Annotated in this window: 15 protein-coding genes; 8 read left to right on the top strand and 7 right to left on the bottom strand. The window is 39.0% G+C overall.

The genetic code is table 11. The features are described from left to right. The first annotated feature begins 5 nt into the window (after positions 1 to 5). From MED134_RS08850 to recJ, 3 genes are read left to right on the top strand one after another with little or no spacing between them, the layout of a single operon-like run. Positions 6 to 455, top strand: a complete 450-nt coding sequence (locus MED134_RS08850) for an OsmC family protein (RefSeq protein WP_035326110.1) — start codon at positions 6 to 8, stop codon at positions 453 to 455. 11 nt (positions 456 to 466) lie between these two features. Further along, complete coding sequence (locus MED134_RS08845) at positions 467 to 2,020, top strand: hypothetical protein (RefSeq protein WP_038598056.1); 1,554 nt, start codon at positions 467 to 469, stop codon at positions 2,018 to 2,020. Beyond that, positions 2,020 to 3,711, top strand: coding sequence for a single-stranded-DNA-specific exonuclease RecJ (recJ, locus tag MED134_RS08840; RefSeq protein WP_038598054.1), 1,692 nt, complete (start codon positions 2,020 to 2,022; stop codon positions 3,709 to 3,711). Before MED134_RS08845 ends, recJ begins: the two co-directional genes overlap by 1 nt. Before the next feature lie 8 nt (positions 3,712 to 3,719). On the opposite strand, the gene MED134_RS08835 is transcribed toward recJ, so the two are convergent. The 4 genes from MED134_RS08835 to trpS form a co-directional block, all read right to left on the bottom strand. After that, on the bottom strand, positions 3,720 to 4,655 hold the full coding sequence (locus tag MED134_RS08835; RefSeq protein ID WP_038598052.1) for an alpha/beta fold hydrolase: 936 nt from the start codon (positions 4,653 to 4,655) through the stop codon (positions 3,720 to 3,722). A gap of 53 nt (positions 4,656 to 4,708) precedes the next feature. Continuing rightward, entirely contained in the window at positions 4,709 to 5,470 is a 762-nt protein-coding gene (locus tag MED134_RS08830; RefSeq protein WP_038601094.1) for a UDP-2,3-diacylglucosamine diphosphatase, read from the bottom strand. 6 nt (positions 5,471 to 5,476) lie between these two features. Beyond that, positions 5,477 to 5,929 (bottom strand): 6-pyruvoyl trahydropterin synthase family protein, encoded by a 453-nt coding sequence (locus MED134_RS08825; protein WP_038598050.1) that lies wholly within the window; start codon positions 5,927 to 5,929, stop codon positions 5,477 to 5,479. Positions 5,930 to 6,098: 169 nt separating this feature from the next. Further along, entirely contained in the window at positions 6,099 to 7,070 is a 972-nt protein-coding gene (gene trpS, locus MED134_RS08820) for a tryptophan--tRNA ligase (RefSeq protein ID WP_038598048.1), read from the bottom strand. A gap of 71 nt (positions 7,071 to 7,141) precedes the next feature. On the opposite strand from trpS, the gene MED134_RS08815 reads away from it, so the two are divergent. Continuing rightward, the gene (locus MED134_RS08815) at positions 7,142 to 7,876 is read left to right on the top strand and encodes a lysophospholipid acyltransferase family protein (protein WP_038598041.1); all 735 of its coding nucleotides are present in this window, start codon (positions 7,142 to 7,144) and stop codon (positions 7,874 to 7,876) included. 155 nt (positions 7,877 to 8,031) lie between these two features. Here MED134_RS08815 and MED134_RS08810 read toward each other — a convergent pair whose 3' ends face one another. The 3 genes from MED134_RS08810 to recA all read right to left on the bottom strand — a co-directional run bounded on the left by MED134_RS08810 (position 8,032) and on the right by recA (position 11,255). After that, positions 8,032 to 9,477, bottom strand: a complete 1,446-nt coding sequence (locus MED134_RS08810) for an outer membrane beta-barrel protein (RefSeq protein ID WP_038598039.1) — start codon at positions 9,475 to 9,477, stop codon at positions 8,032 to 8,034. Positions 9,478 to 9,479: 2 nt separating this feature from the next. Further along, positions 9,480 to 10,025 carry an RNA polymerase sigma factor gene (locus MED134_RS08805; RefSeq protein WP_038598036.1) on the bottom strand — a complete coding sequence of 182 codons (546 nt, stop codon included), beginning with the start codon at positions 10,023 to 10,025 and terminating at the stop codon, positions 9,480 to 9,482. A 222-nt stretch (positions 10,026 to 10,247) separates the two neighbouring features. Further along, the gene (recA, locus tag MED134_RS08800; RefSeq protein ID WP_035326099.1) at positions 10,248 to 11,255 is read right to left on the bottom strand and encodes a recombinase RecA; all 1,008 of its coding nucleotides are present in this window, start codon (positions 11,253 to 11,255) and stop codon (positions 10,248 to 10,250) included. Between the two features lie 589 nt (positions 11,256 to 11,844). Between recA and MED134_RS08795 the strand changes: the two genes are divergently transcribed. The 4 genes from MED134_RS08795 (at position 11,845) to MED134_RS08780 (ending at position 17,160) form a co-directional block, all read left to right on the top strand. After that, on the top strand, positions 11,845 to 12,876 hold the full coding sequence (locus MED134_RS08795; RefSeq protein ID WP_038598034.1) for a rhodanese-related sulfurtransferase: 1,032 nt from the start codon (positions 11,845 to 11,847) through the stop codon (positions 12,874 to 12,876). 161 nt (positions 12,877 to 13,037) lie between these two features. After that, positions 13,038 to 14,354, top strand: a complete 1,317-nt coding sequence (locus MED134_RS08790) for a stage 0 sporulation family protein (RefSeq protein ID WP_038598032.1) — start codon at positions 13,038 to 13,040, stop codon at positions 14,352 to 14,354. Further along, positions 14,347 to 14,823, top strand: coding sequence for a gliding motility lipoprotein GldH (locus MED134_RS08785; RefSeq protein WP_038598030.1), 477 nt, complete (start codon positions 14,347 to 14,349; stop codon positions 14,821 to 14,823). The genes MED134_RS08790 and MED134_RS08785 overlap by 8 nt, the downstream gene beginning before the upstream one ends. Positions 14,824 to 14,829: 6 nt before the next feature. After that, entirely contained in the window at positions 14,830 to 17,160 is a 2,331-nt protein-coding gene (locus MED134_RS08780; RefSeq protein ID WP_038598026.1) for a penicillin-binding protein 1A, read from the top strand. Positions 17,161 to 17,209: the final 49 nt, after the last annotated feature.

The raw sequence follows: 17,209 nt of genomic DNA, 5'->3' as shown, positions 1-17,209 counted from the left end.
ATAAAATGGCTGGACATACAGTAACTACAATCTATAAACAAGGAATGCAATTTGAGACAGATAGCCCTACGGGTTATAAAGTACTCATAGATACTTCTCCAGAAAATGGAGGTAATAACGACGGGATGGGTCCTAAGGCAATGATGCTTTCTGGTCTTGCAGGTTGCACAGGTCTTGATGTGGTATTTGTACTCAACAAGATGAGGGTGGATGTGCCAAAATTTAAAATGGTCGTAAAAGGAGAACTCACAGAGGAGCACCCTAAAACATATCACACCGTATGGCTAGATTATCACTTTTATGGTGATGACTTAAACGAAGAAAAAATCCAAAAAGCAGTAACACTCTCTGAAGAGCAATACTGTGGCGTTATGGAAATGTTTAGAAAATTCTGTAAGCTAGAAATAGCGGTTCACTACCACCCAGAAGCCGCCTTAGAAACTAGCAACTCATAACACAGCAAGTAATGAGAAAATGGTTACTCATACTCTGCACATTACCTGTCATTGCAATTGCCCAAGATTCACAAGCTTTTACACGTGACAAAGAATTTTATGTGCGCGGTAATACTGCTGTAATAGGCAATAATATCTTGAGCAAAAACACCGAAAAGCCTTTTAATGACTTAGAAAAGGTGAACGATGAGTTTAAGATGAAGTATGTAGACATAGATAATGATGCTAGTACCTGGAGCTCTAGTAGCGCATATCTTAATCTTAAAAAAGATGTTAAGATTGTTTATGCTGGTTTGCACTGGTCTGGCACCTATAATGGTGAGCGCAGTGGCAAACGTATGAAAGATGGTAAGGTTTATCATAAAATGCTTGATGAGCGTGCTCACGACATACAAGAAGTGCTACTTAAATTACCTAACGGAGCTTATCAACGCGTGCGTGGTTCCCTAGTGTATGATGGAGAAAATGCAACTAATGTTTCTGTAAAATCTAGAGCACCATATGCGTGTGTGGCAGATGTAACAGAACAAATGCAGGCTTTTGTAGATGGGGAGATTACAGTCGCAAATGTAAGTGCCACTCAAGGCGAAATTATAGGAGGAAGCTCTGCTGGATGGTTACTATATGTAGTGTATGAAGACGATAGTGAGCCACTACAATATATCACCACGTTTAATGGACTTGAATTTGTAAATAAAAAAGCCGTAGAAATTGATTTTGGAAATTTTCAATCCTCAGAAAATGGTGAGCTAGAGACTGCTGTAACTATAGGAGCACTCGAGGGTGATGGTAACTTAGGTCGTGATGAGATAAGTATTTTTGACCCACAGACTAAAATATTTGTCACACTAGATAATGAGGTGAGAGCTTCTAGCAACTTCTTTAACAGTACGATTACTATAAATGACAAGCGGTTTACAAAAAGAGTGCCTAGCAGTCTTAATACGTTAGGTTTTGACCTTGCAAAAATTAAAATTCCTACAGCTCAAAATAAGATTATTGCAAACAGCACGGGTGGTGTAAAAATGAAATTTAAAACACGCTCAGATCGTTTCTTTTTATTTTTTACAGCTTTCCAAACCACTATAAGTGAGCGTTATTATAATGAGAAGCGTGTAGGCTCGCCTACCGCAGAGACTGCTACCGTTGCTATTGTAAAAGAACCGGTTGTGTCTAAGCCTAAAAAAGTTATTGTAAACCAAAAAGTAGCAATTGCGGTACCAGATGTTACCATAAAAGAAGACAAAAAATATCAAGCACCAGCGGTGGTAAATAAAGATCTAGCCGCTTTGTTAGAAAAGCCGTCAATTACTATAGAAGGTATAGCACCGGGGTATTACATTATTACAAACGCATTTTCTAACATTTCAAATGCAGAGCGGTGGATGCAAACGTTACAAGAAAAAGATCTACAGCCACAAATGTTTTACCGCCCAGATAATAAGCTCTTTTATGTATTTACAGAGGCAGGTAAGGATGCGGCATCTCTGTACGATAAACTTAAAACGATTAAACAAATACCAGGTTTAGAAAAAACGTGGATGCTTAAAACGAATCTTAATTAATGCGCTGGACTTTAAAACCAAAACCAGAGGCACAAAAAGTAGCAAAACTAGCACAAGAGCTGGGAGTAGAAGCTCCTATTGCAACACTCCTCATACAGCGAGATATTGACACGTATGAGAAAGCAAAAAACTTTTTTAGACCCTCACTAGATGCTTTGCACGATCCATTCTTGATGAAAGATATGGATAAAGCTGTAGCACGTATAGAGCAGGCAATAGCTCAAGGCGAAAACATCCTAGTATTTGGTGATTATGATGTAGATGGTACCACGAGTGTTGCCTTGATGAGTTCTTATCTCGATACCATTCACCCGCAGGTGGCAACCTATATTCCAGATCGCTATGCAGAGGGTTATGGTGTTTCTTATATGGGAATAGACTTTGCTGCAGATAATGATATGACACTCATTATTGCATTAGATTGTGGTGTAAAAGCGATTGAGAAAGTGGCTTATGCAAAAGAAAAAGGAATCGACTTTATTATTTGTGATCACCACAGACCCGGTGATCAGCTGCCGGATGCGGTTGCTATTTTAGACCCAAAAAGAGAAGATTGCCCGTATCCTTATGATGAGTTATGTGGGTGTGGTGTAGGTTTTAAACTTATAAGTGCAATTGCGCTTTCGCGAAAGCAAAATTTTGAAGAGCTTCTTCCTTACCTAGATCTTGTTGCCACCGCAATAGGCGCAGATATTGTTCCTATTACAGGAGAAAACAGAATACTTGCCTATCACGGGCTTAATGTGATAAACCAAGCACCTCGAGCAGGTTTTGAAGCCATTATAAAGCAAGTCAAAAAGGAAACCCTTACCATCACAGATGTTGTTTTTATCATAGGCCCACGTATAAATGCCGCGGGAAGAATGGTGCACGGTAACCACGCGGTGACCTTATTACGAGAGACAGATCTAGCGACAGCAACCAAGTTCGCATCAGAGATAGAGCAATATAACTCAGATCGAAAGGAAGCAGATAAGAGTATTACTCAGCAAGCCTTAGATCAAATTATAGAGAATCAAGAGGAGGGAAATAAAACCACCGTTGTTTTTCAAGAGGACTGGCATAAAGGGGTGATAGGGATTGTGGCTTCTAGACTTATTGAAACATATTACAGGCCTACGCTTGTTTTTACAAGAAGTGGTGATAAGTATGCAGCCTCTGCGAGATCTGTAAAAGGTTTTGATGTATATAACGCCCTACACGAGTGTGCGGAGCATATAGAACAGTTTGGTGGACATAAATATGCTGCAGGACTCACTTTGTTACCAGAGCAATATGAGGCTTTTAAAGCAAAGTTTGAGGAGGTGGTTGCCGCTAGTTGTGATGAGCGCTTGCTAGTGCCAGAAATTTCTATAGATAGTGAGATAAACCTCGCAGATATTACACCTAAGTTTCACCGTATTATAAAGCAGTTTGCGCCGTTTGGGCCACGTAATATGTCACCTACGTTTATGACTAAAAACTTGACAGATACTGGTTATGGTAAAAAAGTAGGGGCAGATCAAACACATCTTAAAGCGGCTGTTGTTCAAAACAGCAGAGGTTCACAGATAGGGTGTATAGGTTTTAATCTAGGCGATAAGTATGATTTAATTACAAATAAAAAGCCATTTATGGCAGCCTACGCCATAGATGAAAATGAGTGGAATGGTAATGTAAGCCTCCAGCTTAGACTAAAAGATATTAAGTAAAGCGGTCATTACTCTTTTAAAAAAGCCGAAATAATAGTGACTATCTCCTCTGGTTTTTCTTCTTGAATAAAGTGCTTGGCTTCTAGTAGGTGTATATTTTCTTCTTTTATATTTAGAGACGATTTTAGTTGGGTTTTTTGAGGTTCTATGCGTAAAAAGGTGTCTTCTTTTCCCCAAATCACTGCGGTTGGTATATCTAGACTTTTAGTGAGTGAGGTGTAATCTGGTAAGGTGTTGCAAGTTTGTGTAAAGAAGTAATACATCCCTCTGGTTTTACCTTCTCGTAATGGTGTTTTATACCCTGCTACGTCTATCTCGTTGAGGTTGTTTTGTAACATTCCAGATTTAAATAAATTTTTGAGCATCACATTTGTGGTAATGCCATTACGGTAACCCCACATAGCCGTGCGAGCCATAAATCCCTCCTTAAATCGTACGGGAGGATCAAAACCTTCTTCATAAATAATGGTATTGAGAAGTATGAGGTTATTAATGCGCTCTGGTTGTTTTTTGAGCAACTCCCAGGTCCATAGCCCGCCGGCGTCGTGCATCACGTGAGACCAGGTTGTGATGTTGAGACTATCTAGTAGCTCGAGTAATCGTTGCGCGTGATTTTCTTCAGAATAGATGTCGTAGCCTTTTGGGTTGTCACTGCTTCCGTAACCTAGCATATCTGGAACAATCACTCGGTAGCCGTTATTTACAAGTGGGTCTATCATTTTTCGATAAAGCCACCCAGACGTAGGTACGCCGTGTAAGAGCACAATCACTTTATCACTTTTACCTTTATCTATATAAGCGATAGCGCCATCACTAGTGTTGAAAGTTTTCTGATTTTGGCGAAAGCCGTCATATGTTATTTGCCCTTTGCGAGCAGTAGTAGATTGGTATGGTTTGCAAGAAAAAAGTGCAATAGCACAGAGAGTAAGAACTAGAAATCGCATCAAAAAGTTTTTCTAAAGATAGCGAAGTCTATGATGAATTGGTTTGTGAGGCCTTATTTCTTGAGAAACTCCTCGAGTTTAAAGCCATTCTCATCATACACTCCATAGGTGTAGTGCGCAATCCAGTCACCTATATTGTAATAGGTGCTGTTTTCTCCCACTTGTATGGTCATAGGTAAATGACGGTGCCCAAAAACAAAATAATCATAGTGAGCAGACTCAAGTTTGCGCTTTGCATAAGCTGCAAGCCACTCATTTTCTTCTCCTAGAAACACGTGGTCATCATTACCAGAGATGAGCTTGTTTTTTACAGACATATACTGAGCAATTTTCATCCCAATATCTGGATGTCCCCAGCGAAATAACCACTGAAAAAACTTACCACGGAAGACTTTCTTCATACGCTTATAGCCATTATCTCCAGGGCCTAAGCCGTCTCCGTGACCTAAAAAGAACTTCTTATCATCTATAGTAAACACTTTAGGGTCGTGATATACGGGAATGCCCAGCTCTTCTTCAAAATAGCCGTTCATCCATAGGTCGTGATTCCCTACAAAAAAATAAATCTCGATGCCCTCATCACGCATCTCGGCAAGTTTGCCTAGTGTGCGCACAAAACCTTTAGGCACTACCGTTTTATACTCAAACCAAAAGTCAAAAAGATCACCCATTAAGAAAATAGCTTGAGCATCTTTGCGAGCCATCTCTAGCCACTGCAAGAATATGCGCTCTCGCGGTCTACTTTCCTCCATAGTGGGAGCACCCAAGTGGTTATCACTTGAGAAGTATATTTTCTTTCCTTTTGGGAGGTTAATAGTCATCTAGAGTTGATCTGCCGCGTGCCACTCTGCATAGCTTGTTGCTGTTTCAGAAAGGCGTAGTGAGTGTAATTTTATTGTGTCTGGTAAAAATGATTGAATCTTTGCAGCAAAGTCTATCACCATCATCTCACTCGTAGGCTGGTAATCTACAAGTAGTACATCGTGACCACGATCAGATAGTTCTTTTGCAAGCTCTACGTGTGGTGTGTTTTTATTAAAAACGGTAGCGTGATCAAAAACGTTTACAATCTCTCTATTTACAATTTTCTTTAAGTCACCAAAGTCGATAACCATTCCCAGCTTTGCGTTGCCTGTATCTGTAATAGGCTCTCCTATTACGGTAACGCTAAGTTTGTAACTGTGTCCGTGTACATTCTTGCACTTGCCGTCATAGCCATAAAGCGCGTGACCTGTCTCAAAGGTAAACTGTTTTGTAATTCTAATTTTTGACATACTGTATTATTGGTTTTCGCTTTCGCGAAAATTGAAACCTATACGACTTAACGTCTGTTTCTAAATTTGTTGTACAAAACTACGATAATCAATACAAGTCCCAAGATGAGGAACAATCCGTTACCGCTTAAAAAGCTCATAATGTCCATACTATTTCTATTTTAGTTTGTTAATACCCAACCACTTTACGCACACGATCAATCACTCCATTTGCAACCTTGGTCGCTTTTTCTGCTCCTACTTTTAATGCAGCATCTATCTCGTTGAGGTTATCCATATAGTACGCATACTTCTCGCGTTGTGCAGCATACTTCTCGATGATTACCTCATATACAGCTTGCTTTGCGTGACCGTAGCCAAAATCTGTACGTTTATAATTTTCGCGTAAGCGTTCTACTTGTTCTGGAGTTGCTAGTAATTTATAAAGGTTAAACACATTACAGCCCTCAGTTTCCATAGGTTCCTCCATAGGAGTGCTGTCTGTTTTTATCCCCATAATTTGCTTACGTAGCTTCTTGTCTGGTAAAAAGATATCAATAATATTTCCTTTAGACTTAGACATCTTTGCGCCGTCTGTGCCTGGTATATACATTGTCTCCTCATTGTGACTTGCTTCTGGCAGTACAAAAACTTCTGTTTTTGTAGCTGCGTGAAAACGGCTTGCCACGTCGCGCGTCATCTCAATATGCTGCGCTTGATCTTTACCCACGGGTACAACCTCTGCATCATACAGCAAGATATCTGCCGCCATAAGCATAGGGTAGGTAAATAAACCTGCGTTTACATCTTCTAGACGGTCTGCTTTATCCTTAAAACTGTGAGCAAGTGTAAGTCGCTGGTACGGGAAGAAACAGCTCAAATACCAAGTGAGCTCTGCCGTTTGTGGTACGTCACTCTGTCTGTAAAAAACCGTTTTATTAATGTCAAGACCAAAGGCCAGCCACGTAGCTGCTGTACTGTAGGTGTTGTGACGTAGCTGTGCTCCATCTTTTATTTGCGTGAGCGAGTGCATATCTGCAATAAAGAGAAAAGACTCATTTGCAGGGTTATTTGCCATCTCAATCGCTGGTATAATAGCTCCTAGTAAATTTCCTAAGTGTGGTGTGCCTGTACTTTGCACTCCGGTAAGTATTCTTGACATAAAATTTGAGTAAAAAGCAAAGTTAACTTTTTCTGTTCATTGCATAGGCTGAATTACCTATTTTTGGAAGAATGCACATATTAAGAAAAATAGCGGTCGCACTTTGGAAAGTATGGTTTTACTTTTTGATGCTCGTGGTCATTCTCATATTATCCCCATTACTTATTATAAGTATCCTCAAGGAGACCTGGTATGGTATGTTTTTTAGACTTGCTCAAATATGGGCACGCACAATTATGCTGCTTATGGGATTATTTCCAAAAGTGACTCGTGAAGAAAAGTTTGTGCGTGGCAAAGGATATATGCTGGTGAGTAACCACACCTCTATGATGGATATCTTGCTTATGTTGCACCTTGCAAAAAGTCCTTTTGTATTTGTGGGGAAAGCAGAGCTTGCAAAGCTCCCGCTTTTTGGGTTTTTCTATAAACGTACGTGTATTCTTGTAGATAGAGGTAACGCGCGTAGCCGCAAGCAGGTTTTTGATCAAGCACAGCGCAGGCTCAGTCAGGGGTTTAGTATCTGTATTTTTCCAGAAGGTGGCGTGCCAGATGATACTTCTATCGTGCTAGACACTTTTAAGGACGGTGCTTTTAGACTGGCTATAGATCATAAGCTGCCTATCGTGCCTATGACGTTTTATGACAATAAAAAGAGATTTCCTTATTCATTTTTTGAGGGTGAGCCTGGTGTGATGCGTGCAAAAGTACATTCATTTATACCTACAGAAGGAATGACTCAAGACGATAAAAAGCCGCTTAGGGAGCAAACAAGAGTGATTATTTTGCAAGAATTAAAAGGGGATTAAGTACGCTTTCGCGAAAGCGTAATAACCGCCATAAAAAATAAAAGGCTCCGTAACCAGCGGAGCCTTTTTTGTTATCATTGCAAGCGCAACGATTACCTAACCAACTAAAAAACTAACCTAATACCAAGTAAACTACACTTGGCATAGCTTCTTTACTAGAACTTATAACTTACACCTGTATACACACCTATGTAATACGGCTGAAAGTCTACCACTGTATTATCAAAACTATTGAGTTGATATTTAAGCGATGGTTCTATATTAAATATGACCTTATCTGTCATTTTATAATCTAATCCTATTCCAATATTTGTGGTAAAGCTCACGTCATTTACTCCGCTTGCAGTACCTAGGTTGGTACTTAGTTCATTAGACTTAAGTATAACCTCGTTATCACTAAGAAATAATGTGCTTACTCCTCCCACTAGTGATACTCCCACGCGCTTATCTGTAATAACATAGATTGCCTCTAGAGGTACTTCTAGATAGCTAAGTTGTTGTTGCAGCGATCCATTTGCAGTGACCCCTATATTTGGTATAGCGCCGTCTGTATTAAAATTATTTTGAGCTGTACTGTTATCTGCAATAGCAATTGTCTTTGCGTTATCAGAATAATTAACACCTCTTAATGTGCGCCCCAGGCTGTTAGTAGAAAATGAAATATCATTTGTGTTATAACTAAGATCTACATTGTTTACACCAGTACGTATTTTTAATTTAGGACTGATGGCATAACTTACTTGAACTCCATAACTCAGATTTACATCGCCAGACTTATCATTATCTGCAAATTGCTTATCGAGTCCAGACCCTCCAAAATCTCCATAATATACAGGTGCTGCTACAGCGCCTACGTCCCATCTAGAGCTATTTGTGTTTTCTTCTTCTAGTGCAACTGTGTTTTCTTCTTTGTTAAGTTCAATTTGCTTTGCTTCTTCTACTAGGTCTTTTTCTTTTGTGTGAACTGTCTCATTTGCTGCGACAGTAGTAGGGTTATCTTCTTTTCCTATTGTTGTTTTTTGATCTTTTGTTACTTGATTTGTGGTAGTTGCCTTCTTTTCTGTAGAAGATGTAGTCGTATTATTTACATCACTATATGCAATAAGTCCATTTGATTCATTACTAAGGGGCGATGTATTAATTTTAGAATTACTTCTAGATATCTTACCACTCTTTAATCCACTAGCATTACTGGTAGTAGTTATGTTGCTCTTTGTTTGAGAATTTCTTTGAGATGAGTTGGTCGCAGCGATAACCTGCTCTTTGCTAGTAATAGTTGTTTGATCTGATGTTTGTTGTTCTCTAGTATCTATTGAATTTTTTACTACAGATTGATTTGTTTCAGATTGTGTGGTGATTGTATCTTGATTTACAAGAGGTGTCGCCTCAGTAGAATCTGAAGGGAGCAATAATGTACCAAGTCCAAAAAGTAATACGAGTCCTGCGGCAATACCACCCACTTTCCACCATAGAGGTATAACTCTGCGGTTGTCTTTCTTTTGATTTTTGACAATATCTGCCCATACACGCTCGCTAGGGTGTGCTTCAAAGTTTTTAAACTTTTCTTGAAAAAGTCTGTCTATGTTCTTCTTCTCCTTCATTACTATAGGTGAGATTTGCTCTGCAAGCTATGCAGACTCGTCTCAATTTTTTCTTTTAATATTATTCTAGCACGCGCAAGATTTGACTTTGAGGTGCCTTGAGAAATAGTAAGCAATTCTGATATTTCTCTATGTGAGTAACCATCCATTACATAAAGGTTAAAAACCATTCTATAACGATCTGGTAACTCTTGTATAATACTAAGTAAGTAATCTAGTGGGATAGCATCTTCTTCTACCTCAACTTCTACCTCTTTAATATTTTCTTCATTTACAAGACTATAAACTCCTGGTTTGCGATACCGCTGTAACGCTGTGTTTATCACAACCCTTTTTAACCAGCCCTCAAAAGAACCTTTATTTTTATACTGAGTGATTTTATCAAAAATAGTTATAAACGCATCCTGCAGAATATCTTCTGCTTCGGTGTAATTAGGAGCATATTTGAGACAAACAGAAAAGAGTACACTCGCATAGCGCTTGTATAAATCGGCCTGTGCCTTAGGTTGCTTCTTTTTACAGTTTTTTATGAGTTGGTCTTGACTCAACTGTTGTTGGTTTTGTTTATGTTCTCATAAATATAAGAACAGATATCTTTTTAAAGGGTTCTTTCTTCCACTTTGTGATACCGTAAAATCACGTCTATTCGTATAACAGGGGTTTTATATTCTAGTTTGCAATCTATAGATGCAAAAAAGGTGCAAAGGTTGCGTGGTAATAAAAAAAACCTCCTGAGCAGGAGGTTTTTATATAAAATATGAGTGGGTAAATTATTCGTTGCTAGCTTTTATAGCAGCGTGTATTTTTGTCTCTAGCTCTTCCATAAGATCTGGGTTGTCTAGCAGTAGTGCTTTTACAGCATCTCTACCTTGCCCAAGCTTAGTGTCTTGATAGCTAAACCAAGAACCAGCTTTTTTAATAATCTCATAGTTCACACCTATATCTATAATCTCTCCTACTTTTGAAACCCCTTCTCCATACATAATGTCAAATTCTGCCATACGGAAAGGTGGAGCGACTTTATTTTTTACAATCTTAACGCGGGTTTTGTTACCCATTACGTTTGCATTGCTATCCTTTATTTGCGTAGAACGACGTATGTCTAAACGTACAGACGCATAAAATTTAAGCGCGTTACCACCCGTAGTAGTCTCTGGGTTTCCAAACATAACTCCTATCTTCTCACGAAGCTGGTTAATAAAGATAACCGTACAATTAGTCTTGCTTATAGATCCCGTAAGTTTACGTAGTGCCTGTGACATTAATCTGGCGTGAAGCCCCATTTTTGAGTCTCCCATCTCACCTTCTATCTCACTTTTAGGTGTAAGTGCCGCTACAGAGTCAATTACTACGATATCAATAGCGCCTGAGCGTATCAAGTTGTCTGCTATCTCAAGAGCTTGTTCTCCATTATCTGGTTGTGAGATAATAAGGTTGTCTATATCTACATCTAGTTTTTCTGCATAAAAACGATCAAAGGCGTGCTCTGCATCAATAAATGCTGCAATACCTCCAGCCTTTTGCGCCTCTGCAATGGCGTGTAGTGTTAATGTTGTTTTACCAGAAGATTCTGGACCATAAATCTCAATAACACGACCGCGAGGATATCCTCCTACGCCCAGCGCTACATCAAGACCCAAAGATCCTGTAGGTATAGACTCAACGTCTACTATGGCTTGGTCACCCATTTTCATTACGGCACCCTTACCATAAGTTTTATCTAGTTTATCAAGGGTGAGTTTTAAGGCTTTTAGTTTTGCATCTTTTTCGCTGCTCATATCTTCTTTTTTGTCTTGTAAAAATAACTTTTAAAAGAGGCTTTGGCAAGGTACGCTTTCGCGAAAGCGTAATAGTTCTCAACATCATCTCTTAATTAATATACTTATGTAAATGAAGTATATAGGAAGTTTGTATGGCGAAGATACTAAAATTTGGAATCTTTACTAATTTAAAAAGGAATTATTCCAATCTCGTGTAGAATAAATAGGTTTTTAATTAAAAAAGAGAAGTAAATGTCTAGCAGCTAGTGTGTAATGTAATTTTTTCTTTAAACACGCAACCATTTAGAATTATGGCGTCTTTACTATGAAGTAGTATTGAAAGTTGAATTATTAACCCGTTTAAAACAATAATTCCCTTAACATATGTCCGTTTTAAAATGATGCACGCACATATGAAAAGGAAGGCCCAAAGCGACATAGTGATATATAAAGAGTGCTTATGACAAAAGAAATAAGTAAAAATCTGAATTAGCCACGATTCACAAAAAATGCCTTTATGTCGATGTAAAGGCATTTTTTGTGCCTTGACATTAGAAAATGTACCTTTGCCGCAATTATTTTTCTTTTAACTTAAACAAAGTATAGTATGCACCTGTACAATAAACTAAGCGCAAAAGAGAGAGCCCAGCTTATAGAACAAGCTGGAGAAGAACGTCTTACACTCTCCTTTTACAAATACCATAAAATTGGTAATCCAGAACTTTTTAGAAATCACCTTTTCATTGCTTGGGATGCTATGGAGGCTTTAGGTAGAATATACGTCGCTCACGAAGGGATTAATGCCCAGATGTCTGTGCCGGCAAAGCGATTTACTGAGTTTAAGGAACACCTAGACGGTATAAACTTCTTAGAAAATGTACGCCTTAATATAGCTAGAGAGCAGGATAATAAATCTTTTTTAAAGCTCAAGGTAAAAGTGCGTCACAAGATTGTGGCAGATGGACTAGAGGACGAGACTTTTGATGTGACTAATAAGGGTGTGCACGTAAATGCATCTACTTTTAATGAGCTCATAGAAGATGATAATACGGTGCTTGTAGATATGCGCAACCATTATGAGAGTGAGATAGGTCACTTTAAAAATGCAGTAACTCCAGATGTAGATACCTTTAGAGATAGTCTTGATATTATAGAAGAAGATCTTAAAAATCACAAAGAAGATAAAAAACTAGTAATGTATTGTACCGGTGGGATACGATGTGAGAAGGCTAGTGCTTATTTTAAACATAAAGGGTTTAAAAACGTGTTTCAGCTTGAGGGAGGTATTATAGAATATGCTCGCCAGGTAGAGGCAGAGAAGCTTGATAATAAGTTTAAGGGTAAAAACTTTGTTTTTGACCATCGTCGTGGGGAGCGCATTTCTGACGATGTTATTTCTAATTGTCACCAGTGTGGAAAGCCTTGTGATGAGCACGTAAACTGTGCAAATGAGGCTTGCCACCTTCTATTTATACAATGTGAAGAGTGTGCAAAAGCAAACCAAAATTGCTGCTCTACAGAGTGTGCAGAGATAAACGCACTCCCATACGAAGAGCAAAAGAAATTACGTTCTGGTAAAGGAAATAGTAATAAGATATTTAAAAAAGGAAGATCTGAGAAGCTAGCTTTTAAGAAGTAAGACTGTAGAAGTAGAACTTACAATTTTCTGTTTGGCAAAGGCGCTTGAGATTACCTATCTTTATCCATAGTTCAGTTTTGAACAAAAAAATAACGTGTTTACACTACTGTTGCAGTCACAGTGATTGATATAGAGTGATAAACCTTCTAAATATAAATAATATGGCGTGTGGCAATTGTGGCACAGGTGCAGACGGATCTCCTAAAGGTTGTAAAAACAACGGAACCTGCGGGACAGATGGATGTAATAAACTTACGGTTTTTGACTGGCTTTCTAATATGTCTCTACCAGAGGGACAAGAAGCTTTTAATTATGTAGAAGTACGGTTTAAAAACGGACGTAAGAACTACTATAAAAATGATGATAATATTACCTTGAGTATAGGTGATATTGTAGCGACACAGGCAGAGTCTGGTCACGATATAGGGATGGTAACCCTCACGGGAGAACTTGTGCGCGTGCAGATGAAACGCAAGAAAATAAAACAAGACACACCAGACACTCTTAAAATTTACCGCAAAGCATCACAGCGTGATATAGATATCTGGACTACTGCTCGTGAGAAGGAAGAACCTATGAAGGTACGTGCGAGACAGATCGCAATACGCCTACAACTGCAGATGAAAATCTCAGACATAGAGTTTCAAGGAGATGCCTCAAAAGCTACTTTTTACTACACAGCAGAAGATCGTGTAGACTTTAGACAGCTCATAAAAGAATTTGCACAAGAGTTCCGTACTCGTATAGAGATGCGCCAGATAGGTTTACGCCAGGAGGCAGCTCGTCTGGGAGGTATAGGATCTTGTGGTCGTGAGTTATGTTGCTCTACGTGGTTAACAGATTTTAGATCTGTAACAACCAGTGCAGCAAGATACCAGCAACTATCACTTAACCCTCAAAAACTTGCAGGGCAATGTGGTAAATTAAAGTGCTGTCTCAATTATGAGCTTGACGCTTATATGGATGCCTTAAAAAGTTTTCCAAAAACAGAAACAAAACTTTATACTAAGAAGGGTACAGCAGTATGCCAGAAGATAGACATCTTTCAGGGTAGACTATGGTATGCTTATGAAGGTGAGTGGATGAACTGGCACGAGCTCACCACAGATCACGCAAATGAGATTATCACTGCAAATAGAAAAAAAGAACCTGTTGCAAGTCTAGAAGAATTTGCATCAGAGCTTATTGTAGAGACTACTGTAGATTTTGGCAACGTGGTAGGGCAAGACAGTCTCACCCGTTTTGATAAGCCTAAAACAACAAACAAGCGCCGCAACAATCGCAAGAAAAAGCGTAGCAATAGTGATAATAAACCACAAGCAAAGCGCTCACAACCTAAAGGTCCTAAAAAACCAAAACAAGGCGGCCAGAAGGGTAAAACTACTCATAAACCTCAAAAAGAAGGACAAAAACAAGGTGGTACAAAACCAAATAACAGAAATAAAAAGCGTCCTCATAAACCAAAACCTAATGCGTAACGTATTACTAGGTATACTCATCATACTTTGTGCCTCTTGCGATTCAAAGCAGGAGTACCATAGTTATATTTCTCTAGGTGACTCTTGGAAGATAGACGAGCCCGTTGTACTAGAAGTTACAGAGCTAGATAGTATGCAGGTATATGACACATTTATCACTGTGCGCAACAATAATGAATACCCATACAGCAACCTGTTTTTAATAACAGAAATGCAGTTTCCGCGTGGGAGAACCATTACAGATACACTAGAGTATGAGATGGCAAACCCAGATGGCACCTGGATGGGTGACGGTTTTGGAGATATAAAAGAAAGTAAATTAATATATAGAGAAGGAGTACGCTTTCGCGAAAGCGGAACCTACACCTTTACCATAAAACACGCAGTGAGAAAAAACGGTAATATAGATGGAGATGCAAATCTTGAAGGACTTACCGAAGTAGGCTTACGCATAGAAAAACAAGAATAAACAACTATGGCAACAAAAAAAGCTCCTAAAAAAACTGCCGAGAGTAGTGGGGATTACAGTAAATATATTTCTTGGTTTTGGAGACTTTTTGTGGGCGGTATAGCGCTGGTAGTACTCGTATTTTTACTTGCTAGCTGGAACGCCTTTGGAGAGCTTCCTACCTTTGAAGAGTTAGAAAACCCTGAGAGCAATCTTGCCACAAAAATCATCTCTGTAGATGGAAAACAGTTAGGGACTTATTATAACGAAAATAGAACTCCTGTAAAGTACGAGCAATTACCACAAAACCTAGTAGATGCTCTTGTTGCTACAGAAGATGAGCGTTATTATGATCACTCTGGTATAGACTTTAGAGGGACTACAAGAGCCTTTGCCTATTTAGGTCAAAAGGGTGGGGCAAGTACAGTCACACAACAACTTGCAAAGCTTTTATTTACAGGTCAAGCAGCGAGAGGATGGAAGCGTTATGCTCAAAAAATCAAGGAGTATGTTATCGCAACCCGCCTTGAGAGACAGTATACAAAGCAAGAAATCATTGCAATGTATCTTAATAAACAAGACTTCTTGTTTAATGCCATAGGGGTAAGCTCTGCCGCACGTATTTACTTTAATAAGGATGTAGAAGATCTAGAGCTACACGAGAGCGCAGTAATTGTTGCGATGCTTAAAAATCCTCGTCAGTACAACCCTTATCGTAAAATTTCTCGAGAAAAATCTCTAGGAAGACGTAATCAGGTATTCAAGCAGATGGAAAAAAACGGTATGATCACCACTGCCGAAAAAGACTCCTTGCAAGCGCTACCTATGGAAGTAAAATTTACACCAGAAGGCCACGCAGATGGTATTGCTACCTACTTTAGAGAAAACCTCAAGAAGTTTATGGCTTCTTGGATAAAAGAAAACCCAAAAGGGGAGGACCTAGAAGGTAATCTTACTTATTACAATATATATAGAGATGGTCTTACCATTACCACTACCATAGACTCGCGTATGCAAAAAATTGCAGAGGATGCTGTTGCAGCGCATATGCCTAGATTGCAAAAAGAGTTTGATAGACAAAACGAAAAAAATAAAACGGCTCCTTTTAGAGATATAGAAGAAGAGGATGTAGATAGAATTTTTAACAACGCTATAAAAAGTTCTTCTAGATGGCGTAAAATGAAAGCGCAAGGAAAGTCTGAAGATGTAATAAGAAAGTCTTTTGATATAAAGACAGATATGACCATCTTCTCTTGGGGAGGTGAGATTGATACAGTAATGACTCCTCGTGACTCTATACGTTATTATAAAAAGTTTTTACGTACCGGTATGATGTCTATGGTCCCACAAACCGGTGAAGTACGTGCCTGGGTGGGAGGTAATAATATGACACACTTTCAGTACGATCACGTACAGTTAGGAAAGAGACAAGTAGGATCTACCTTTAAGCCATTTTTATATGCCACTGCGGTAGACCAACTCAAAATCTCTCCTTGTGATACCTTGCCTAATACTATTTATTGTATTGCAGCAGGAAGCCACGGTAATACTAAAGACTGGTGTCCAGAAAACTCTGGAGGCGAGATGGGGGGAATGATTACTATGAAAGATGCCCTTGCACAATCTGTAAACACAGTATCTGCTAGACTAATGGATAAAGTAGGCCCAGAGCCAGTAATAGACCTAGTAAGCAAGCTAGGGGTAGATACCAGTAATATTCCTGCGGTACCATCTATTGCCTTAGGAACTGCAGATTTAAGTCTTTATGAAATGGTCTCTGCATACGGGGCTTTTGCAAATCAGGGAGTCTACGTAAAACCACAAATAGTAAGTACCATACAAGATAAAAACGGGACTATTCTTTACCAGCACGTGCCAGAAACACGTGATGTACTAAGTGCAGAGTCTGCTTATGTAACTTTACAGATGATGGAGGGAGTAACCCGATCTGGTTCTGGATCAAGATTACGCCATACCTGGCGTGGCAAAGACCCCGTGTATAGAAAAGCGGTAACAGGTTATCCTTATGGATTTACAAATGCAATAGCAGGTAAAACAGGTACTACGCAAAATCAAAGTGATGGATGGTTTATGGGTATTGTTCCAAACCTCGTTACCGGTGTGTGGGTAGGAGGAGATGATCGTGCGGTACACTTCCCAGGCATTAATTACGGTCAGGGAGCAACAATGGCCTTACCTATATGGGGTATGTATATGAAGGGAGTTTATGAGAATGAAGATTTAAAAGTCTCAAAAGGTGAGTTTGATAAGCCTAAAGATCTTTCGATTACCATAGATTGTGAAAACTATAAAAGTGAAAGCGTAAATGATGAGCTTCCAGATGAGCTAGATTTTTAACAACTCCATACTAATAATAGAATAAAAGAGCGCGATATATCATCGGGCT

Source organism: Dokdonia sp. MED134 (assembly GCF_000152925.2).
GTDB lineage: Bacteria > Bacteroidota > Bacteroidia > Flavobacteriales > Flavobacteriaceae > Dokdonia.
The sequence above is the reverse complement of the archived record's forward strand: the minus strand, read 5'-3'. Positions and strand labels throughout refer to the sequence as shown.